At 67.1% G+C, this 19,336-nt stretch carries 21 protein-coding genes; 6 read left to right on the forward strand and 15 right to left on the reverse strand.

Annotated elements, in window-relative coordinates:
* Nucleotides 1-21: 21 nt before the first annotated feature.
* Together H508_RS0109295 and H508_RS0109300 are read right to left on the reverse strand one after the other, a co-directional pair.
* Nucleotides 22-894, reverse strand: coding sequence for an IS3 family transposase (locus H508_RS0109295; RefSeq protein ID WP_235045061.1), 873 nt, complete (start codon nt 892-894; stop codon nt 22-24).
* Entirely contained in the window at nt 891-1,175 is a 285-nt protein-coding gene (locus tag H508_RS0109300; RefSeq protein WP_021009752.1) for a transposase, read from the reverse strand. Before H508_RS0109300 ends, H508_RS0109295 begins: the two co-directional genes overlap by 4 nt.
* Nucleotides 1,176-1,336: 161 nt before the next feature.
* Between H508_RS0109300 and H508_RS0109305 the strand changes: the two genes are divergently transcribed.
* The gene (locus H508_RS0109305) at nt 1,337-1,717 is read left to right on the forward strand and encodes a hypothetical protein (RefSeq protein ID WP_026373853.1); all 381 of its coding nucleotides are present in this window, start codon (nt 1,337-1,339) and stop codon (nt 1,715-1,717) included.
* Complete coding sequence (lnt, locus tag H508_RS15575) at nt 1,714-3,270, forward strand: apolipoprotein N-acyltransferase (protein ID WP_157674060.1); 1,557 nt, start codon at nt 1,714-1,716, stop codon at nt 3,268-3,270. The genes H508_RS0109305 and lnt overlap by 4 nt, the downstream gene beginning before the upstream one ends.
* Before the next feature lie 151 nt (nt 3,271-3,421).
* Here the strand turns inward: lnt and H508_RS0109315 are convergent, their stop codons facing one another.
* Nucleotides 3,422-4,840, reverse strand: a complete 1,419-nt coding sequence (locus H508_RS0109315) for a CPBP family intramembrane glutamic endopeptidase (RefSeq protein WP_156906048.1) — start codon at nt 4,838-4,840, stop codon at nt 3,422-3,424.
* Nucleotides 4,841-5,149: 309 nt separating this feature from the next.
* Between H508_RS0109315 and H508_RS0109320 the strand changes: the two genes are divergently transcribed.
* Nucleotides 5,150-6,100, forward strand: coding sequence for an arsenic resistance protein (locus tag H508_RS0109320; protein WP_021009756.1), 951 nt, complete (start codon nt 5,150-5,152; stop codon nt 6,098-6,100).
* Between the two features lie 28 nt (nt 6,101-6,128).
* Here the strand turns inward: H508_RS0109320 and H508_RS0109325 are convergent, their stop codons facing one another.
* The 3 genes from H508_RS0109325 to merA all read right to left on the reverse strand — a co-directional run bounded on the left by H508_RS0109325 (nt 6,129) and on the right by merA (nt 9,243).
* Entirely contained in the window at nt 6,129-7,442 is a 1,314-nt protein-coding gene (locus H508_RS0109325) for an Nramp family divalent metal transporter (RefSeq protein ID WP_026373854.1), read from the reverse strand.
* Nucleotides 7,400-7,705: a hypothetical protein gene (locus H508_RS17540; protein ID WP_157674056.1), complete on the reverse strand. Its 306-nt coding sequence runs from the start codon at nt 7,703-7,705 to the stop codon at nt 7,400-7,402. Before H508_RS17540 ends, H508_RS0109325 begins: the two co-directional genes overlap by 43 nt.
* Before the next feature lie 161 nt (nt 7,706-7,866).
* Complete coding sequence (gene merA / locus H508_RS0109330; protein ID WP_026373855.1) at nt 7,867-9,243, reverse strand: mercury(II) reductase; 1,377 nt, start codon at nt 9,241-9,243, stop codon at nt 7,867-7,869.
* Nucleotides 9,244-9,309: 66 nt separating this feature from the next.
* Here merA and H508_RS17200 point away from each other — a divergent pair, with 66 nt between their 5' ends.
* Complete coding sequence (locus tag H508_RS17200; RefSeq protein WP_425393460.1) at nt 9,310-9,735, forward strand: heavy metal-responsive transcriptional regulator; 426 nt, start codon at nt 9,310-9,312, stop codon at nt 9,733-9,735.
* Between the two features lie 73 nt (nt 9,736-9,808).
* On the opposite strand, the gene H508_RS0109335 is transcribed toward H508_RS17200, so the two are convergent.
* On the reverse strand, nt 9,809-10,495 hold the full coding sequence (locus H508_RS0109335) for a DsbA family protein (RefSeq protein WP_026373856.1): 687 nt from the start codon (nt 10,493-10,495) through the stop codon (nt 9,809-9,811).
* Between the two features lie 206 nt (nt 10,496-10,701).
* Complete coding sequence (ccsB, locus tag H508_RS0109340) at nt 10,702-11,586, reverse strand: c-type cytochrome biogenesis protein CcsB (protein ID WP_051223145.1); 885 nt, start codon at nt 11,584-11,586, stop codon at nt 10,702-10,704.
* A 576-nt stretch (nt 11,587-12,162) separates the two neighbouring features.
* On the opposite strand from ccsB, the gene H508_RS15580 reads away from it, so the two are divergent.
* Entirely contained in the window at nt 12,163-13,122 is a 960-nt protein-coding gene (locus tag H508_RS15580) for a cytochrome c oxidase assembly protein (RefSeq protein WP_035254669.1), read from the forward strand.
* Nucleotides 13,123-13,446: 324 nt separating this feature from the next.
* Here the strand turns inward: H508_RS15580 and resB are convergent, their stop codons facing one another.
* The 3 genes from resB to H508_RS15585 are packed head-to-tail and all read right to left on the reverse strand — an operon-like array spanning nt 13,447 to nt 16,239.
* Entirely contained in the window at nt 13,447-15,066 is a 1,620-nt protein-coding gene (gene resB, locus H508_RS0109350) for a cytochrome c biogenesis protein ResB (RefSeq protein WP_051223134.1), read from the reverse strand.
* A complete protein-coding gene (locus H508_RS0109355; protein WP_051223136.1) occupies nt 15,050-15,811 on the reverse strand; it encodes a cytochrome c biogenesis CcdA family protein in 762 nt (253 codons plus the stop codon). The genes resB and H508_RS0109355 overlap by 17 nt, the downstream gene beginning before the upstream one ends.
* Entirely contained in the window at nt 15,808-16,239 is a 432-nt protein-coding gene (locus H508_RS15585; protein WP_084155261.1) for a TlpA family protein disulfide reductase, read from the reverse strand. The genes H508_RS0109355 and H508_RS15585 overlap by 4 nt, the downstream gene beginning before the upstream one ends.
* Between H508_RS15585 and H508_RS0109365 the strand changes: the two genes are divergently transcribed.
* A complete protein-coding gene (locus H508_RS0109365) occupies nt 16,167-16,610 on the forward strand; it encodes a M23 family metallopeptidase (protein WP_026373860.1) in 444 nt (147 codons plus the stop codon). The two genes, H508_RS15585 and H508_RS0109365, sit on opposite strands and share 73 nt — an antisense overlap.
* On the opposite strand, the gene H508_RS0109370 is transcribed toward H508_RS0109365, so the two are convergent.
* The 4 genes from H508_RS0109370 to H508_RS15595 all read right to left on the reverse strand — a co-directional run.
* On the reverse strand, nt 16,607-17,242 hold the full coding sequence (locus H508_RS0109370) for a copper resistance CopC family protein (protein WP_026373861.1): 636 nt from the start codon (nt 17,240-17,242) through the stop codon (nt 16,607-16,609). The genes H508_RS0109365 and H508_RS0109370 overlap by 4 nt on opposite strands.
* A gap of 56 nt (nt 17,243-17,298) precedes the next feature.
* Nucleotides 17,299-18,237, reverse strand: coding sequence for a cation diffusion facilitator family transporter (locus tag H508_RS0109375; RefSeq protein ID WP_026373862.1), 939 nt, complete (start codon nt 18,235-18,237; stop codon nt 17,299-17,301).
* A complete protein-coding gene (locus H508_RS15590) occupies nt 18,221-18,634 on the reverse strand; it encodes an ArsR/SmtB family transcription factor (protein WP_084155262.1) in 414 nt (137 codons plus the stop codon). Before H508_RS15590 ends, H508_RS0109375 begins: the two co-directional genes overlap by 17 nt.
* A gap of 389 nt (nt 18,635-19,023) precedes the next feature.
* A partial coding sequence (locus H508_RS15595) for an integrase core domain-containing protein (RefSeq protein WP_035254671.1) occupies nt 19,024-19,336 on the reverse strand: 313 nt, incomplete at its 5' end.

Genomic DNA, 19,336 nt, shown 5'->3' on the forward strand with positions numbered 1-19,336 from the left:
CGGACACGTTCTCTGTGTTGATCATGCCGCAGCGGGGGTGTCGGTGTGAAGGGCTTCGAACTCGGCCGGGGCAAGGTTGCCGAGCGCGCTGTGCCGTCGCGTCGGGTTGTAGAAGCCCTCGATCCATTCGAACATCGCGGACGCGAGCTGCGTCCTCGAGTCCCAGGCGGTTCGGTCGAGTAGCTCGCGCTGCATGGTCGACCAGAACGACTCGATGAGCGCGTTATCGACGCTGGAGGCGACGCGCCCCATCGACCCGAGCAGTCCGGCCTGCCGCAGCCGGTGGCCGAAGAGCCAGGACGTGTATTGCGCGCCCCTGTCCGCGTGCACGATCGTGCCGACGGGTCGGCGCTGCCATCTCGCCATCTCGAGCGCGTCGACGACGATCTCGGTCGTGATGCGGTCGGAGATCGACCAGCCGACGATGCGTCGACTGAACGCGTCGATCACCGCCGCGCAGTAGACCCAGCCATCGCGGGCTCGATGCTGCGTGATGTCGCAGAACCAGAGCCGATCCGGACGATCGGCGCGGAACTGCCGCTTGACCAAATCTTCGTGCGTGGCGGTGTCGGGCTTCCAGCCGCGCCGCTTGCGACGATGCGAGACGCCCGTGAGATCGGCGAGCCGCATCAGCCGCGCGACACGCTTGCGGGCCACGTGCACGCCCAGCCCAAGCCGCAGTTCCGCATGCACGCGCGGCGACCCGTAGGTGCCGCGCGAGCCCGCGTGGACCTGCCGGATCGTGGCCGTCAGCGCATCGTCGGCGACCTGCCGCGGCGAGGGACATCGGGAGCGCCAGCCATAGAAGCCGGACGTGGAGACCTTCAGCACCCGGCAGGCCACCGCGACGGGCACCCCGTCGGCGGCGAGCTCCTGGACCAGCCGGAACCCTATTTTGGGAGCACGTTCTCCCGGGCGAAGTACGCGCTCGCTCGCTTGAGGATCTCGTTCTCCATCTCCAGCACACGCGTCCGCCGCCGCAGCTCGACCAGCTCGCGCTTCTCTGCGCTCGTCAGCCCCTCGCTGCGGCCGGCATCGACATCGTCCCGCGCCATCCATCGCCGCAGGCACGACTCGCTGATCCCGAGGTTCCTGGCCGTGGCCGCGACCGGCTCGCCGTGCGCGACCAGATCCAAGGCTCTGCGCCGGAACTCCGGCGACTTCGGTGCAGGCATCCTGACCCCTTCCCGAGACGATCATCGCCTCAGCTCAGGTATCCGCGAAAGCGGGTCAGGCTCCGTGGTCGTAATCCCACGTTCTTGTCGCACGTGTGTCGCAACCTGTCCACGAACTTGTCGTAGCGCACACTAGAAGGCATGAGCGGCGCTGGACGGCCATGATCGGTGACGGGATCAACGTCACCCCGGCACTCGCCGAAGCGACCGTGGGGATTGCGACGGGCGCGACAGGGTCAGTTGCCGCGATCGAGTCCGCGCACGTCGCCTTCACCGGCCGCGACCAGCGACTGATCCCCGCCGCCATCCGCCATGCGCGTCACGGCCGACTCATCAGGGCCGCGAACATCGTCCTCGCGTTGCTCATCGCCGTGATCCACTTCCCGCGCGCGCTCTCCCGCGTGCTCGGGTTCGGCGGTGTCGTGCTGGTCCAGGAGGTCGCGGAGGCCATCGTGATCCTCAACGGCGTGCTCGCCGCCCGGCGGCCAGCGATCCTCTCGGCATCCGTCACGCCCGCGGTCCGGACGCTCGCATCCGCGTGAGCGGCCACGATCGGGTTGCCGCCACTCTCGGCCAGGACGACCGGGCGCGTGTCCATCTCGCACGGGTACTGTTGGCGGCCGGCGGCGGGTTAGCAATAGCCGCGTCCGGGTCGCCGTACGACCTGTGGCCATTCGCCCCGGTCGGGGTCGCCCTGGCACTCCTGGCCGTCCGCGGCCGCACCCCGGGAGCCGCATTTGCGTTGGGGTTCATCACGGGCGCGACCCAGTACGCCGTCCACATCTCATGGATCACGGTCTACCTCGGACCCGCGCCGCTGCTCGGCCTCACCATCGTCATGGCGACGTGGTTCGGGCTCGGCGGCATCGCGAGCGCCTCCGTGTGGCGACTCGTCCGTGCAGCCAGGTGGCTCTCGACGGTGCTCGCCACCATCGGACTCGCCGCCGTGTGGACGACGCGCGAGCTGCTCGCATCCACCATCCCCTGGGGTGGGTTCTCCTGGGGGCGGCTCGCCTACTCCCAGGCGGACAGCCCCTTCGGACCTGTCGTCGGTTGGGCGGGGATCGCGGGCCTGACGTTCGCGATCGCCCTGCTCGGCGCCACAGCCGCAGTGACGGTGAGGTCCGCTTCCCGGGCCCACGTGACCCGCCGCGCCGTCGCACCCGTAGCCGTCGCAGCCATCCTCGCGCTCGTGCCCGCCGTCCCCGTCGAGTACGACGGGACCATCCGGGTGGGGGCTGCTCAGGGGGCGTCGGAGGCAGGACTGCTCGCCCCCTACGAGCCAGGCCAGATCATCGCCGAGCATGCAGCCGCGACCACGCTCCTCGACGGCGAGAATCTCGATCTGCTCGTCTGGCCCGAGAACGCAGGCGAACGCGAGCCGCAGACGAACCCCCAGACTATCGCGCTGCTGGAAGACCTGCAGCGGCAGTTCACGGCCCCCATCATCCTGGGAGCGGTGACGACCGAGGGCACGCGGACGTACAACTCGCTGCTGCTCTGGGATGAAGGCGTCGACGCGGTGTATCACAAGCGACACCCGGTCCCGTTTGCCGAATACCTCCCGAGCCGTGCCGTGCTCGCCCCCGTGCTGGATGCGTTCGGTTTCCTCGATCTGATCCCCCGGGACTTCTCGATCGACCCCGCCAGCGCGAACGTCTTCGATGTCGGCGGCGTCCGCGCGGGCCTGGCCATCTGCTTCGACGTCGTCGATGATGCACTCGCCCGCGAGATGGTCCTCGATCGTGGCGCGCAACTGATCCTGGTTCCGTCGAACAACGCCGACTTCGGCGAGGGCAGTGCGCAGAACGTGCAGCAGCTCGCGATCGCGCGACTGCGTGCGATGGAGAGTGGACGGTCGCTCGTCATGATCTCCACCGTCGGCACGAGCGCGATCGTGCTCGCGGACGGCAGCATCCTGCAACGCCTGCCGCAGTACGAGCCGGGCGCGATGGTCGCCACGCTACCGCTGTCCGCCACGGTCACGCCCGCCATCCGTTTCGGCCGCGGGATCGAGGTCGCCATCGCGATCGCAGCGCTGCTCACCGTGCTCGCTGGTGCTGGCGCCTCGCCCGCCCGTCGCGCATTTCGGTGAGCACCAGAGGAGGAACGTGGTGGACGCGAAGTGTGACGTCGCACCCACCCGTATCCAATGCATAGGTCGCTCGAGACACCGGTCAGCGCCGAATCTTCTCGCAGCGTGCGACGAGGCTCATCGCTGAATCCTCGGCAGCGTGCGACGCGGCTCAGCGCGTCACGACGGGTGCCGCCATTGGCGGCCGCGGCTGTGACACGAGCAAGTCGGCAGCAGGCGCCCCCGTCGTAAACCGCTGCGCCCCGCGCATGGCAAAGTGCACCGCGAGGTACGCGAGGCCGAGCGCCAGCGCGGTGATACCGAAAGAGAGCCAGTCCTCGCCGGCGACCGGCTGCGCGGATGAGAACGCTGAGACACCGGTGAGCGCGAGCGGAACCATGATGAAGACGTTGTTGGCGGTGTGCAGCACCGACGCCGCCTCGAGCCCACCCGTGCGGTAGGTGAGCATCGAGCAGGTGAAGCCGACCAGCGAGAGCTGCAGCGTCGCCGCGATCGACGGGTGCGTGTGCATCGCGCCGAACAGCAGCCCGGTCGCAAGGCCGGTCCAGACCGCGTTCCCCAGCGGTCCACGCAGCACCCATGGCCCGACCGCCGCGGCGACCAGCGCGAGCAGCGAGAGGTACCAGGTCGCTGGCTGCAGCACGATCACAGTCAGCACCGGCAGCAGCATGACGAGCGCGGGCACGTAGCGGTGGCGCAGCCAGCCGCCCATCAGCTGCGGCAGCAGCCCGCGGAATGTGAACTCCTCGCCGGTCGCCTGCAGCGGCGTGGTCAGCAACACCACCGCGACGAGGCCCCAGTTGGGATCCCACTGCCACTCGACACTCGGGTCCATCCAGAGCGAGACGCCGATGTAGATCGCGAAGATGGGGAGGATCAGCAGCGCCGAGCGGCCGACAGCGCCCCAGCGCCAGCGACCGACGACACTCGAGGCGTACCCGGCCGCGCCCTTGCCGAACGCCGCCAACGCGACGATGACGCCCGGGATCATCGCGGCCCAGGCCATGTTCACCCCGGCCATGCCCAGCGGCGAGCCGATCACCTCGGCGAGCAGGTCGGCCGTGAGCTCGGCCTCGTCGGTCGGTGCCGCGGTCGGGTCGAGCTGCAGGAAGAAGGCGACCATGCCCGGCATCAGTAGTGCGAGCGAGATGATCTGGCCCCCGAAGAAGAAGCCGATCGCGATCGCCCATGCCAGGAACCAGCGACCGACGCGCTGCTCGAGCGGCTGAAGCACCAGCGCGAAGGACTTCCCCGCCATCGGCAGCGTGGCAGCCAGCAGTGCCGGCTTCTTGGGCGGATGCATCGCAAAGCCCAGCTGCCGCGGGAAGGCGTCCCTGTATTGCGGCTGACCGTAGGGCGCCCGCCCATGGGGCGATTGGCCTTCGCCGGAGTATCCGTAACCGAGCGCTGCTGAGCCGACGGGAGCATCGCCGTAAGGCGGCTGCCGGCCGCACGGCGGTTGCGTCTCAGCGGGCTGCTGGCCGTGCGGCATCCGCCGATTGGAGGAAGGCCGAGGCTGCTGCGCCTGCTGCGAGTGATCCCAGGGCTGGGCGGACTGATCGGTCACCATGCTCCTCGCGTGTGTCGCCCCGAGGCTATCGATCTCAGCCTTGAGTTCCGTGAGCGTCGACCGAGAACAGGGCACACGACTGGCACCCGAGCGATCGTGGCTCCGCTCGGCAAGCAGTTTGTCGAGTCGTCAGTGTGGGCACGAGAGGTCCTCCGCTACGAGCATTAGGTTTAGGTACGTGGGTGCCTGCTGGTTGACGCGCGGAACACGTTCGCGCACATTCGCGCGAGCCGGTGTTGTTGTAGAGGTCGCCGAGCACTCCGGCCCACTCGCCAGATGACGAGTAGCACGCCGACGTTCGCGTCATGGATGGAACGCCAGCAAGTCCTCTTCTACCTCGCCGCGATCGTCACCGGTATCGCGCTTGGCTTGCTGGCACCGGGCTCCGAGCGGCTCGCGGTCGCGATCAACCCGGCCATCGCCGCGCTGCTGTTCGTCACCTTCCTCGGGGTGCCTTTTGCGGAGATCGCGCGCGGGTTCCGCGACGTGCGATTCCTGACCGCGCTGCTGGTGCTGAACTTCGTCATCGTGCCCGTCGTGGCCGTCGGCCTTTCCCGCTTCGTGGCGCACGATGATGCGCTCCTGGTCGGCGTGCTGCTCGTGCTGCTGACCCCGTGTGTCGACTACGTGATCGTGTTCGCCGGCGCAGCCGGCGGCGCGCATGAGCGGCTGCTCGCTGCCACTCCCCTGCTGATGGTGGTGCAGCTGCTTCTCTTGCCGCTCTACCTGTTCATCATCGCGGGCCCCGTTGCGACCGAGAGCGTGGAGCCGGGACCGTTCATGGAGGCGATGGTGCTCCTCATCCTGATCCCGCTCGGCGCTGCAACGCTCACCCAGTGGGCCGCGCGGCGCGTGCGTCTCGCCGCCGCAGCCACGGCCAGCGCGCTGCACGCGATGGTGCCGCTGACGATGCTCGTGCTGCTCGTCGTCATCGCGTCGCAGACGCCGGCGATCGCCCGCGACCTAGTCCTGCTGGTTGAGCTCGTGCCGATCTACATCGCGTTCCTTGCGGTCATGGCCGCCCTCGGTGTCGGCGTCGCGCGGCTTGCACGCCTCGACGTCCCTCGTAGCAGGGCGCTCGTGTTCAGCGGTGCGACCAGGAATTCGCTTGTCGTCCTCCCACTCGCCCTCGCGCTTCCGGCAGACCTCCGGCTCGCGGCTGCCGCCATCGTGACGCAGACCCTCGTCGAACTCATCGGCATGGCCATCTACGTCAAGCTGATCCCCCGACTGCTCCCGCCGCAAGCAGCAAGGCCCTGAACCTCGGCGCACTGATCCGGTCGCACCGTCATGTGCCGGAAGCGACCAGCCAGAGCAGCATCGCGTTCAGTGCGATGAGAGCGACGGATGCCACGATCCCGGCTGCGGTCGTCACCGCGCGGTTGCGGAACTCGCCGAGCACTTCGTGTTTGGCGGTGAGGGCGACGAGCGGGATGAGCGCGAAGGGGATGCCGAACGAGAGCACGACCTGGCTCAGCACCAGCGCGAGGGTGGGGTCGACGCCGAGCGCGAGGATCACGAGCGCAGGGATGAGGGTGACGAGGCGTCGAGCGATAAGCGGAATGCGCACGTGCAACAGTCCATGCATGATCTCAGCACCGGCGTACGCCCCCACTGAGGTGCTCGCGAGGCCGCTGGCGAGCAGGCCGACTGCGAAGAGGGTCGCGACGAGAGGCCCGATTCCATCCCGTAGTGCGGCATAGGCGCCCTCGAGGGTGTCGGTGCCCGGAACGCCAGCGAGGTTGGCGGCCGCCAGCAACAGGATGCAGAGATTGACGGTGCCAGCGATCAGCATCGCGACGCTGACGTCCCAGCGCGTCGCACGCAGGAGGCGTCGGGTCGAGATGCCTCGCAGCTCCTCCAGGGGAACGTTGAAGCGCACCTGCGGCTGCGATGGAGCGAAGCGATCTCGAGCCAGGGCGCTGTGCGCGTAGATCGCGTGCGGCATGATCGTGGCACCGAGAATGGATGCCGCGAGCAGCACGGAGTCGGTGCCCTCGAACCGAGGCAGGAGGCCGGCTGCGACACCGCCCGGGTCCGGGGGCGCGACGAACACTCCGAACGAGAAGCCGATGGCGATGATCACGACCAGTCCGATGACGACGAATTCGAAGCTGCGTGCGCCTCGCCGGGACTGGACCACGAGCAACACCAGCGACACGGTTCCGGTGATCATTCCTCCCCACAGCAGCGGGATGCCGAACAGCAGATTCAGCGCGACGGCACCACCGATCACCTCGGCGATATCGGTCGCCATGGCGACCAACTCGGCCTGCAACCAGTACGCACGGCGCACATACGGATTGCGGATGCGTGCCCCGAGCATCTCCGGCAGGCTGCTGCCGGTGACGATGCCGAGCTTGGCCGAGAGGTACTGGATGAGCCACGCCATGACATTGCCGAGCACCACCACCCAGACCAGAAGATACCCGTAGCGCGCGCCGGCCGTCATATTGCTGGCCACGTTGCCGGGGTCGAGATAGGCGACTCCCGCCACCAGCGCGGGTCCCAACAGCCATGCCAGCCGGGGCGCTGATGATCTTTGCCGCGTTGTACGCGTCACGGGTTGTGCTTGTCGTTCTTCGCGCACGATTTTCGGCATACCGAAATCCTATGCTCATTCTGCGTCACGCGGAAGCAGAGGTCGCGCAGATCGAGGACATGCAGCGGATCCCTGGCCCGGCCCACCGTCGGCGCAGCCCGGTTGCTCGTTGCGCCGGCGGTACGCTTGTCGGGTGGCTCGGACTGTGCCGCGCTCGGCGCTGCAGCGCCGTTGCGTGCGGTGCCGGCCGTCGGTGCCTGTGGGGCCTGTTCATCTCGTTCCATCTCCGCTTCGAGTTGTGCGCAGATCTGGGAGAGTGGCATCGCTAATCGGCTCGCTGCTCATCCCGCGTCGCCGCCTGTGGGTCAAGGCGGCACCAGCCGGGCTCGAACTCGCAGGGCTTGCCCGCGGCGAGGATCCCGCGCTCGAGCGAGCAGTCGACGACCTCGCACGGCGACTTGATTCAGAACCACTTGGGTAGCGTTCAGGCGCAGCAGGAGGTGGGGAGTTCGTTGCGGAAGAGGTTCGCGGTGAGGCGGATTCCTTCGGCCATGGTGAGGTACGGGGCCCAGATGTCGGCGAGTTGGGCGACGGTGAATCCGGCGGTGATGGCGTAGGTCGCGGCGAGCATCATCTCGCCGGCGGTCTCGGCGAGGGCGTGGACGCCGAGGACTCGGCCGGTGTCAGCGTCGGCGACGATCTTGATGCCGCCGCGGGTGTTGTGGTTGGTGATGGCTCGGGGCACTTCGGACAGTCGCAGGTAACGGCAGGTGCACCGGTATCCCGCGGCGAGGGCTTCGGCTTCGGTCATCCCGGCGGAGGCGAGCTGAGGTGAGGTGAACAACACCGAGGGCATCCCGGTGTAGTCGACCTGCTCGTGGCGGCCGAGCGCGTTGCGGGCTGCGATCTTCCCGGCCATCGCGGCGACGTACACGTACTGCGGCACATCGGTCACGTCGCCGGCGGCGAACACGGTCGGGTTCGTCGTCCGCTGGTCCTTGTCGACGATGATGAAGCCACGGCCGTCCCTCGCGACGCCCGCCGCAGCGAGGTCGAGCCCGTCAGTGCGTGGTGCGCGTCCGGTGGCGATGAGGATTCGTCCACCGGTGGCCGCCTTGCCGGTGCGGGTGATCGCCTGCACCAGGTCGCCGTTCCGGGTAATCGTCACGGCTCGGTCGTTGATGACGGCGATTCCCTCGGCGAGGAAGGCATTGTGGAGTTCGGAGGAGAGTTCGGGTTCGGCGTGCGGAGCGAGCCGGCCGATGATGGTGACCTCGACCCCGAGGCGGGCGAAGAGCTGCGCCTGTTCGAGGCCGACGAAGCCGCCGCCGATCACCACGAGCGAAGCGGGCAACTCGGTCAGCTCCATGGCCGTGGTCGAGGTGAGGTAGTCCACCTGCTCGAGACCGGGGATGGCCGGGGCGTGCGGTTCGGCTCCGGTGGCGACCAGATACGACCTAGCACGAACTCGTCGGCCGTCGACGAGGAGTGTTGCCGCGTCAGTGAACGTCGCGGTGCCGGACTGAATGTCGAACCCGTAGGCGGCGGCGATGTCAGCGTATTTGGTCTGGCGAAGTATGCCGATCAACTCGTCCTTCTGCTGCATGAGCGCGCTCAGGTCAACCTCGCCGGCGGATGTGGGGGTGCCTGGGAACGGGTTCGATCGGGCGGCATGTCGAGTGTGCGCGGCGGCGAGGAGTGTCTTGGAGGGCACGCAGCCGACGTTCACGCAGGTGCCACCGAGCGTTCCCGACTCGATGGCGACCACGCTCGCCCCTTCGAGTCGAGCGTGGATCGCCGCGGACATCGCCGCACCGCCCGTGCCGATCACTGCAAGGTCAAACTCGCCGTGCCGTGCCATGTTGCCTCCTCTGGGAACCGGGTCGTTCATGCCGCCTCATCCGACAGAATGGACCTTCAAGCATGCTTGAAGGTCAAGCGGGCGGCGGAAGGCGTAGTCACGATGCGGATCGGGGAGCTCGCGGAGAAGGCGAGGACGAGACCGTCGACGCTGCGGTACTACGAGGAACGAGGGCTGCTTCAGCCTCCGGAGCGCACGACCGCCGGATACCGCAACTATGGCGACGAGACAGTGCAGCGGCTCGAGTTCATCGGTCGGGCCCGAGCGGCAGGACTCACCCTCGCACAGGCCGCGGCGATCCTCGATGTTCGTGACGCTGGCGGTTCACCATGCGGTCATGTTCGGGATCTCCTCGACCGACGGCTAGTTGAGATCGATGAACAGCTCGCGAAGCTCAGCCTCCTGCGGGCGAGTGTCGCCGAGCTCCGCGGGCATGCGGCACAGACACCGTCAGAGGCGTGCACACCCGAAACGATCTGCGAATATCTCTGAGTCCGAGTATCACGAGCGCTGAGGGTCCCACCTTGCGGTGGTCACGGAATTCCGGACATGAAACCGGAAGTGCCTACTGCGGCATCGCTGCTTGGATCGCCGTCTCGATGTCGCTCAGCTGCGATAGCTCCAGCCGCTCGCCGTCGACGAAGATCGTCGGCGTCCGGTCGACGCCGAGCTCGGCGCCGGCCTGGAAGTCCTGCTCGACGCGGGCCAGCGTCGCAGGGTCCGAAACGGCGGCGTCGTAGGCCGCCACGTCGAGGCCCAGGCCCTCGGCGTAGCTGCGGAATCGGTCGGCTTCCGAGGCCTGTCTCTCTCCCCACTCGGATTGCGTCTCGAACATCCGCTGATACATCGCCTCGAACGCGCCCTGTTGTGCAGCAGCTTCGACGGCGAGGGCCGCATTGACAGAGTTCGAGTGCCCGGGCAGCGGGAAATAGCGGACAGCGAAGGTCACCTCGCCGTCGTACTTCTCACGGAGCTCTTCCATCGTGGGGTACACGGCGCCGCAGGCCTCGCACTCGAAGTCGAGGAATTCGACCACGACAGGAGCGCCGGGGCCCGCGTTGTTCAGGATGTGCGTCGATTCGTCCACGAGTGGTGGCAGTGCAGCGGGGGAAGCAAGAGCGTCGACCGGTTCTTCGCTTGCGACCGGCGAGCCGTTCCCCTCCCAGGGCCGTACGACCAGCAGCAAAGCGATGATGACGACGGCTGCGGCTGCAGCGATGATCGAGAAAGCAACAACGGGTCGAGTACGCACTCTCCTCACTCTACCTTCCGCCCGTGCTCGCCCGAAGCGCAGCACGCTGCTGCGTCTTCCTCGCCTGCCTCGGCGCCACGCCACGAAGACGCGAAATCGGCCAAGCCTGCAACGCCTAGTCGAAGCTGCCTACCGCTGCCTGCCTGGCCACGCTGGCCCCCAGGACACGACACAGATCAGCTCGCGGTGGAGGTGATTGCTGACCGTCAAAGCCCGCTATACGCGTGCAGGCCGGTGAAGAATTGGTTGACGATCGTGAAGTTGAAGATGATCGCTGCGAAGCCGATGATCTGCAGCCACGCCGAACGAGAGCCGCGCCAGCCGCGCGTCGCACGCGCGTGGATGTAGCCCGCGTACACGACCCAGATCACGAAGGTCCACACCTCCTTCGTGTCCCAGCCCCAGTAGCGGCCCCAGGCGTGCTCCGCCCAGATCGCGCCCGCGATGAGCGTGAAGGTCCAGAAGATGAACCCGATCACGCCGACCCGGTAGGCGAGATCCTCGAGCTGCACCGGGCTCGGCAGCGACCGCAGGAAGCCGTTGTCGCGCTTCTCCTTGATGAGCTGCAGGATGCTCAGGCCCGTGCCGAGGCCCATGAAGCCGGTCGCGAGCGTCGCGACGAAAACGTGAATGACGAGCCAGTACGTCTGCAGGGCGGGCGGTAGCGGTGTGGGCGCTACGTAGTAGTTGACCGTCGCAACGCCCAGGAACACGGTCGCAAGCCCGGTGAAGAACACCCCTAGGAAGTTCAGGTCTTTCCACAGCCGCGACAGCACGAACACGCCGACGATGACGGCGACGCCGGTGAGGGCGAACTCGTACATGTTCGCCCACGGCACCCGTCCGGCAGCCAGCCCGCGCAGCAGTGTCGCGCCCAGGTGGAGCGCCCATGCGAGCACGGTCAGCGTGAAACCGATGCGGGCGCCGCGCCCGGCTGCCGCGCCCGGGGTGCCGGCCACCGTCGGCTCGGCCGCGGACGTTGGCGCGCCAGCGCCGACGGGCATGCGCGCTTCGGCGGGCACGATCTTTGTCGCCGAGCGGCGCGCGACGTCGATCGCGTAGGCGATGAACGCGAGCGTGTACACCGCCATCGCTGAGTAGACGAGCAGCAGCGAGTAGGAGTCGAGATCAGCGACGGGCACGGGTCGATTGTACCCTTCCGTGTTGAGGGCCCCATGAACCCCAACACTTGCAGCGACGCATCGTGGAGCGTCTCCAATCCTGCTTGGGACGGACGATGGCGGTCACGCCGGACCAGCCGCCACGACCGCAGCCGCGACTTGAGACCCAGCGAGAGCGGCTCTCGGCGCAATCTGGTGCCGTCCAGTCCCCCAGCTATCGGAGTTCGCTGCCTCTCGTCAGGAGAGTGCGCGGTCGTCAGATGGATGCCTCGCGGCGACGGCTTGCCTGAGCCGACTACGCTGGGCCCAGAAGCGCGCAGACCTGCTGCCAGCTGCGTGAGATCAGCCGCGGATGGACAGCAGCGCGCGCTCGGTGCGCTCGTGAAGGCGCACCGGGACAGTGCTGCGGCAACACGCGGCCAGCGAACCAGGAGTGGACCATGTCGCAGTTGTGGTGGGTGTCGTGAGCCACCCACGATGCACTCAGCACCGGCATCGAATTGCGTGTGATCGCCGGGCCGTCGCAGCAGATCGCGACCTTCGGCGATGAGCGCCGCCGACGCCGTCGGTCTGACGCCCCCGAGCTTCGACCAGTTCCTGCTCCCGGTCTCTTCGTCCGCGCTTGTGTTGCCGACGATCTCCATTCTGCTCGCCATCGTTTACGTGGCGGGGGTCGTGCGATTGCGACGGCACGGACATCGTTGGCCGTGGCTGCGCACCGCCTGCTTCCTGCTCGCCTGCCTGCTGATGGCGGTGGTCACGGGCGCAGGCGTCGACGCCTATGGCCGGCTGATGTTCTCCATATTCATGTTCCAGCAGCTCGCCTTGATGGTGGTGATCGCCCCGTTGCTCGTTCTCGGATCCCCGGGAACCCTGCTCCTGCGCGCCACACCGCATCGTGGCCTGGGCAACACCGTGCTCCGAGTCGCGCTGTGTGGATTGCGTTCGAGAGCGGCTCGATTCGCGCTGCATCCGGCGCTCGTCATCCCGTTGATGCTGCTGTCCTTCTTCGGACTCTACTTCGGTGGCGTCGCGGATGTGGTGCTGCGATTCTGGTTCGGCCACATCCTTCTTGAAGTCGTGTTCCTCATCGTGGGGATCCTGATCACCGCGCCGCTGGTGTCTTCGGATCCGCTCCCGCGCCGGACCTCGTATCCGAGCCGGATGTTCGATGTGTTTCTCGAGATGCAGGTTCATGCCGCGTTCGGGCTCGCGATGCTGTTCTCGGCGACGCCGGTCGTCCCCTACTTCGCCGCCGCAGCTCCGGAAGCGTGGGAGGTCGACCCGGTTCGCGACCAGGGGATTGCCGGGATTCTGGCATGGACGTTCGGAGAGTTGCCGCTGCTCGCGATGCTGATCGTGACGCTCGCACGATGGCGACGCCAAGACACGAGGCAAGCCGGGCGGGACCAGCGCCGCGCCGATGAAGACGCGGAGGCATACAACGAGTACCTGCGGCGGCTGCAGCAGCGGGCCCAGGGCAGCGACGCGGACCGGCAGAGCTGAACAGCCCAGCTCGGGAGCGATCGCCACCGCACTGCCGCCAAGGCTGCGCTCGAGCGGCGCGCCAGTGCTTCAGCAGTCGTGCTGACCCCGTGCCCATCGCTCGACGCTGCCGGACTACGTCCAATCCGAACTCGAGGCCTCTCCGTCTCTTCAATCCGAGCATTGCGGCCGATGTCTCCTCGGCGCTGGTGGTCCGCAACAGTCTCCGACTCCAAGGCTTCAAGAGGCCCCCGAGACCGCGGCACTTTCGCGCTTGACCCGGTGCACAGCGGTCGTCCGGGAACCTTTGGCGATGCCCGCCCGCCCACCGGTCAATTCGTACAGTTAGTCGATCCTCCGGCCAACACCGGCGACAGCGTCGCCCCCAATTCGTCTTGAGAGGTCTTCGACAGCCCGCTCGAGCGTCGGGTCCTCGCCGCGCGCGAGCCCAGCGAGCTCGAGCCGCCCTTCCGCAGCCTTCACCCACATGCGGCGGCGCGGGATGAGCAGCGAACCCAGCATGGAGAGGAACAGCACCACCGTAATCCAGAGCACCGGCGTCTGCGTGTGGTCGACGTGCACTTCAATCACGCCGTAGCGCCGCACATCCTCGAACGTGATCGTGCCGAGCCCACCGGGGATGTCCACCGTCTGCCCCGGCGCGATCGTCAGCGCATCGGTGCCCGACTCCCCACCCGCGATCTGCGTCATCTCGTCGGTCTCCAGCGCGTACACCGAGCGCGGGATGCCCGCGTCGAGCCCAAGGTCGCCCGTAAACGCCTGCAGCGACAGCACGGGGTTGGCGATGTCTGGGTACGCGGACGCGAGCGCACCGGTGTCGAGCTCCACGGCGGTCGGGTAGAAGAAGCCACGCAGCCCCAGCTGCTCCTCCAGGCCGTCCGGCAACTTCATCACGCCCAGGCTCGTCATCAGGTCGTCCTGCGCCAGGAATGGGGTGTACTCGTCGTAGACGAGCTCGCCCTCAGCATCGCGCACCGAGATGCGCGGTGCATAGCCGTTGGAGATGAGGTAGAGGTCAGCGCCCGCGACGTCCAGCGGCTCGTTCACCTTGATCTGCGCGTCGCGCGCCTCCCCGCCCTCAGTGACCGACACGTGTGCCGTGAAATCGAGCGGCGCGCCTACGGCGTTCGGATTCCTCGTCTCGTAGACGACATTTAGGTCATCGAGCTGCACCGCGAACGGCGGCAGGGTCGCGTCGTCGAACCACTGCCCTTCCGTGAACGTGTCGTAGCTCGAGAGCGTGTTCGCGAAGCCGCGCCCCTCGACGATGAGGCGCTGCCCGTTGTAGCCGAACCCCGAGCCGAGGCCGACCACCAGGATCATCGCCAGCAGCGAGATGTGGAACAGCAGGTTGCCCGTCTCGCGCAGGTAGCCGCGCTCGGCAGAGACCGAGTCGCCGTAGCGCGTCGTGCGGTACCCGAGCTTCTTGAGCACCCCGTCCGCACGGTCGAGGTCGGATGCGTCGCCCGCCACGGTCTGGAAGCCGACGAGGCGAGACAGGCGGGCGGGCGTGCGCGGCGGCAGCGCGCGCATGGCCTTCCAGTGGTGGGCGAGGCGCGGGATGACGCAGCCGACCAGGGACGTGAACAGCAAGATGTAGATCGCCGAGAACCACGGGCTCGAGTAGACGTCGTGGAGCGAGAGCGCGTCGTAGAACCAGACGAGGTCGGGGTTGTCGGCGCGCACCTGGATGACGCCGTTCGGGTCGCTCGAGCGCTGCGGCACGAGGCTGCCGGGGATCGCGCCGACCGCGAGCAGCAGCAGCAGCACGATCGCGGTGCGCATCGAGGTGAGCTGCCGCCACATGAACCGCAGCCAGCCGACGACGCCGAGCTTCGGCCCGCTACCGAAGGCGAGCTCGTCGCGCTCTGGCTCATCGACGTGGTCGACCGGGCGCAGCGGGTCGGTGGCGGCCGCGTGATCGCGGCTAGATGATCGTGACATACGAGGAGATCCACCCCTGCATCTCGTTCATGATCGCGTTCCAGACGCCGGTCACCATCAGTAGGCCGATGATCATCAGAGTGACACCTCCGCCGATGTTGATCGCCCGGATATGCCGTCGCATCCACGCCATCGTCGAGCCCATCCAACCAAGCCCCGTCGCGAGCAGCAGGAACGGTATGCCCAGCCCCAGGGCGTAGGCGAAGCCGAGGAGGGCGCCTTGCCAGGCGCTACCGGTGGTGACGGTGAGAGCGCTGATTGCGGCTAGGGTCGGGCCCGAGCACGGGGTCCAGCCGAGCGCGAAGATGATCCCCACAATAGGCGCTGTCCACATTCCGCCGCCCTTCAGTTGCGGCGGCTTCCATACGCGTTGGAGGACCCGGAACTGCCCGACGAACACCATCCCCAGCAGGATCAGCAGCACGCCGAGAACGCGCACGAGCACCGCGGACCAAACGAGCAGGAACGAGCTGATGGTGCCGACGAGGGCGGTGCCGAGCACGAACACGGCGGTGAAGCCGCCGACGAAGAGCGCCACGCCGGAGATGAGCCTGGCACGGCCGCCCTCCTCCCCGACCAGCGATCCCATCAAGCCCAGATAACCCGGGACCAGCGGCAGGATGCAGGGACTCGCGAAGGAGACGATGCCCGCAAGCAGTGCGATCGGGACGGAGAGCAGCAGTTGCCCGCTGAGCACGGCCCCGCCTGGGTCCAGGGCACCGCTCAGCACGAGCAGCCAGCTCATCGCTCCAGTTCCTCCTGCAGCAGGGTCGCGAGAATGCTGGTGTCCGTGACGGCACCGGAGACGCGCGCAGCGACACGACCCTCGGCGTCGAGGATGAGCGTCGATGGCACCGCGTTGGGGGCGACGATGCCTGCGAACGCAAGCTGGCCCTGAGCTGATTGGTCGTCGAGCACCGAAGGGTATTCGATGCCGAACTCCTCCTCGAAGGCCAGCGCCTGGGCGGCGCCATCGCGCACGTTGATCCCGATGAAGTCGACTCGGTCACCATACTCGGCGTGCAGGTCCGCGAGCACGGGCGCCTCGGCGCGGCAGGACTTACTACGGCGGGAGCCCCGCCTTTCCCAATGCCTGGTCGATGCTCGAGACCGACTATGTGCAGACTCCGTTTCCGCAGATTTCTCAGCTACCGATCTCGAGTGGCTTCGGATACCGGCCCGGTGGCATGCACGGCGGCACCGACATCCCGCTTCCCCCTGGGCAGGAGATCCGCCCGATCGCTAACGGCGTCGTCTCAGCCGTCTGGCAGGGCAACAACCCGGGCGGCGGCGGCTATGCCGTCTTCGTCGACCACAACATCAACGGTCAATTCGTGCAGTCCTGGTACCCGCACATGCAGGCGGGGTCCATCCGAGTCGAAGTCGGTCAGGTCGTCGATGTGTCGACTGTCGTCGGTCAGGTCGGCAGCACCGGCAGATCCACCGGACCGCACCTGCACCTCGAGTTGAAGAACAGCGACTATGTGTCCTTCGACCCCCTGCTCTGGTTGCAGACCCGCGAAACGCGGCTCGAGATCCCTTAGCTCGGGTCGGCTCCGCCGGCCTCGGCGCCAGAGCGGCGCTTGATCGCGAAGACGATCCCCGCGGCCAAGACGACGGCCGCGACCCCTCCGGCGACCAACAGCGGCAGGTTGCCTCCCTCTGCCGTCTGGTCCTCAGCACCCGTATCAGGCGCCGCGATAGCCTCCGGCGAGCTCGATGAACTACTGTCGCCCGTCTCCCGTGAAGCGGGCGCCGACGACGCGGGAGCGCTTTCTCCACACACTGGTGCGGCTTCACCGCCCCTCGCACCTTCAGCACCCGATGCCGGTTCGAACGCGAACTCGATGACACCGTCGACCGCGTGTCCGTCGGCCGACACGAGCTGATACGTCAAGGCGTAGTCGCCAGCTCCACCGAGTTCGGCGTCGAGCGCGATGGTTCCGCCCTCTACGGCGATGCAGCCATCGCCGTAGAACAACCCGTCGGCGTCCGTCAACTGCATCACGTTGGCTCCGCTCGCCCCTTCGATCGCAAGGATCTCCTCGTTCATCACGACGCTGAACGTGCCCGGCTGCTCCACGACCACGTCTCCGTTGGCCGGAGTCGAGCCGGTGACGGATGCGTGGGAAGGCAGGAGGATGACAGCCGCAGCGGCGGCAACGATAAGCAGCATGCTCCTATGCTAGGCCGACACCAGAATTCTGCAGCGCGAGTCGGCGTCGCCACCACCTACGGATGCCTGACGCCAGTCGCCTCCTGCTCACTGATCCGCGCGGTCTCAATCTGGAAGGTCGAATGCGGCACCGCGATCGGAAAGTGCCCGGCGACACACTGTTGGATGTCCTGTAGGACTTCGGCTGCGTGCCCGTCGGTAAAGCACTCGTCGTCGACCACCACGTGCGCGCTGATCGTCGGCAATCCTGTCGCAACGGTGGAGGCGTGCAGGTCGTGGACAGCGACCACGTGCTCGAGCTCGAGGATGTGGCGACGGACCTCGTCCAGGTCGAGCCCCTTCGGGGTGAACTCCATGAGTACACCCGCGGTCTCCTTCATCAGGAGGAACGCTCGCGGCGCGATGAGCGCGGCGATGAAGAGGCCGGCGATCGCGTCCGCCTGCTGGAAGCCGGTCGTCCAGATGATGATTGCCGCGGCGATGACGCCGAGGGAACCGAGCGCATCGTTCAGCACCTCTAGGAACGCGGCCCGCATGTTGAAGTTCGCGCCGCGATTCGCGGAGAGCACCACGATCGCGATGATGTTCACGACGAGTCCGACCACGCCGAACACGATCAACTCGGATGCTGGGATCTCGGGAGGCTCGAAGAGCCGACGAACCCCTTCGACAGCCGCATACACGCCTACGGCAAGCAGCAGCGTTGCCTGCCCTAGTGCAGCGATTACCTCGACGCGCCTGAATCCCCATGTTCGCTTTGACGTTGACGGTTGCCGCATGAGGGTCGCCGCGATCAGCGCGACCAACAGCCCTGAGGCGTCAGTAAAGGCGTGCGCCGTGTCGGTGAGAAGCGCGAGGCTCCCCGTCACGATAGAGCCGATCAACTGCGCAATAACGATAGTGACTGTGAGTCCGAAAGCGATGCCGAGCCGCACTCGGAAGTCACCCGCCTCCCCAGTGCCACCACTTGACCCGTGGCTATGCGTCGTTTCCATGCATATCCTCCTGCCGTGCTGAAGCGCCCTCGACACTGCGCCCGGCCGCGGTCAGATGCGCGCAAAGCGCATAGCGCGAGCCGGTGGCCTCAAGCAGCCGCTCTGCCGCGACGATCAAAGCGCCGAGGGACACCGGCTCCGCCAACGCGTACCAGGTTGACCGCCCGTCGATCCGCGCCTCGACCAAGCCACACTCGCCAAGAAACGCAATGTGCTTGCTGACCGTGGACTGCGCAAGATCCAGGTGCTCCACCAGGTCGCGCACGCGGTGTTCACCTAACGAGAGATGCTGAAGCACGCTCAGCCGGGACCGATCGGCCATCGCCTGAAATAGATGCGCGAAGGCGTCTGTGGCTTCGACATCCAGGAAGGATACTCCGCGCTCAATTATCGACATATGGCGATGTTATCACCATTGAACGATGCAGTCGCGCCAGATGAGGGCACCCGGTCCGCAGATCGAGCAGACAGCTCAGACATCGGATTCGTTGGCGAACCCGATCATCAGTTCTGGGAACCACGCAGGAGGCGGAAGCCGCAGCACCACGGCCTCAGCCGTTCCCTGAAGAGTGCGACACGAACGGGAGAATCGCGGGCACGCCACTGCCGCCCGACTTCCCCGGAACCCCGGGAATCTCGCGCGGCACGGAGCGAGGGAACCTAAAACTAGGACGGGGACGAGGAAGCTGCCGGAGCCACAGGCGGGTTCGAGCGCGCGAGAGCCGATCCGCTCGGACTCGTGCTTGACGAGGTCGAGCATGAACCGTCCCCGGTTCTCTGCCGCTCCTATGCGGGTGCCAGCACCGGGTGTGATGGCGTTTCGAGGTCAGCGTAGTACGCGGCCTCGAACTCCTCGGGAGGGACGTCGCCGAGGGTGGAATGCAGGCGCCTGGCGTTGTACCAGTCGACCCATTCAGCGGTGACCCATTCGACGTCCTCCAGCTGCTTGAGCGGACCGGTCCGGAAGGGCGAGTCGTCGCGAATCGCTTCGGTCTTGAACAGCCCGATCGTCGACTCGGCGAGGGCATTGTCATACGCGTCGCCGATCGAGCCGATCGACGCAGCGATGCCCTCCAGGGCGAGCGTCTCGGCGAAGCTC

Source organism: Agrococcus lahaulensis DSM 17612 (assembly GCF_000425105.1).
GTDB lineage: Bacteria > Actinomycetota > Actinomycetes > Actinomycetales > Microbacteriaceae > Agrococcus > Agrococcus lahaulensis.

Excerpts from the sequence above, each read along its gene's own strand:
- H508_RS0109300 (WP_021009752.1), bottom strand. The coding sequence starts at position 1,175 with ATGCCTGCACCGAAGTCGCCGGAGTTCCGGCGCAGAGCCTTGGATCTG.
- H508_RS0109305 (WP_026373853.1), top strand. The coding sequence starts at position 1,337 with ATGATCGGTGACGGGATCAACGTCACCCCGGCACTCGCCGAAGCGACC.
- H508_RS0109315 (WP_156906048.1), bottom strand. The coding sequence starts at position 4,840 with ATGGTGACCGATCAGTCCGCCCAGCCCTGGGATCACTCGCAGCAGGCG.
- H508_RS0109320 (WP_021009756.1), top strand. The coding sequence starts at position 5,150 with ATGGAACGCCAGCAAGTCCTCTTCTACCTCGCCGCGATCGTCACCGGT.
- H508_RS0109325 (WP_026373854.1), bottom strand. The coding sequence starts at position 7,442 with ATGCCGAAAATCGTGCGCGAAGAACGACAAGCACAACCCGTGACGCGT.
- H508_RS17540 (WP_157674056.1), bottom strand. The coding sequence starts at position 7,705 with ATGCCACTCTCCCAGATCTGCGCACAACTCGAAGCGGAGATGGAACGA.
- merA (WP_026373855.1), bottom strand. The coding sequence starts at position 9,243 with ATGGCACGGCACGGCGAGTTTGACCTTGCAGTGATCGGCACGGGCGGT.
- ccsB (WP_051223145.1), bottom strand. The coding sequence starts at position 11,586 with ATGGCGGTGTACACGCTCGCGTTCATCGCCTACGCGATCGACGTCGCG.
- H508_RS15580 (WP_035254669.1), top strand. The coding sequence starts at position 12,163 with ATGAGCGCCGCCGACGCCGTCGGTCTGACGCCCCCGAGCTTCGACCAG.
- resB (WP_051223134.1), bottom strand. The coding sequence starts at position 15,066 with ATGTCACGATCATCTAGCCGCGATCACGCGGCCGCCACCGACCCGCTG.
- H508_RS0109355 (WP_051223136.1), bottom strand. The coding sequence starts at position 15,811 with ATGAGCTGGCTGCTCGTGCTGAGCGGTGCCCTGGACCCAGGCGGGGCC.
- H508_RS0109365 (WP_026373860.1), top strand. The coding sequence starts at position 16,167 with ATGCTCGAGACCGACTATGTGCAGACTCCGTTTCCGCAGATTTCTCAG.
- H508_RS0109370 (WP_026373861.1), bottom strand. The coding sequence starts at position 17,242 with ATGCTGCTTATCGTTGCCGCCGCTGCGGCTGTCATCCTCCTGCCTTCC.
- H508_RS0109375 (WP_026373862.1), bottom strand. The coding sequence starts at position 18,237 with ATGGAAACGACGCATAGCCACGGGTCAAGTGGTGGCACTGGGGAGGCG.
- H508_RS15590 (WP_084155262.1), bottom strand. The coding sequence starts at position 18,634 with ATGTCGATAATTGAGCGCGGAGTATCCTTCCTGGATGTCGAAGCCACA.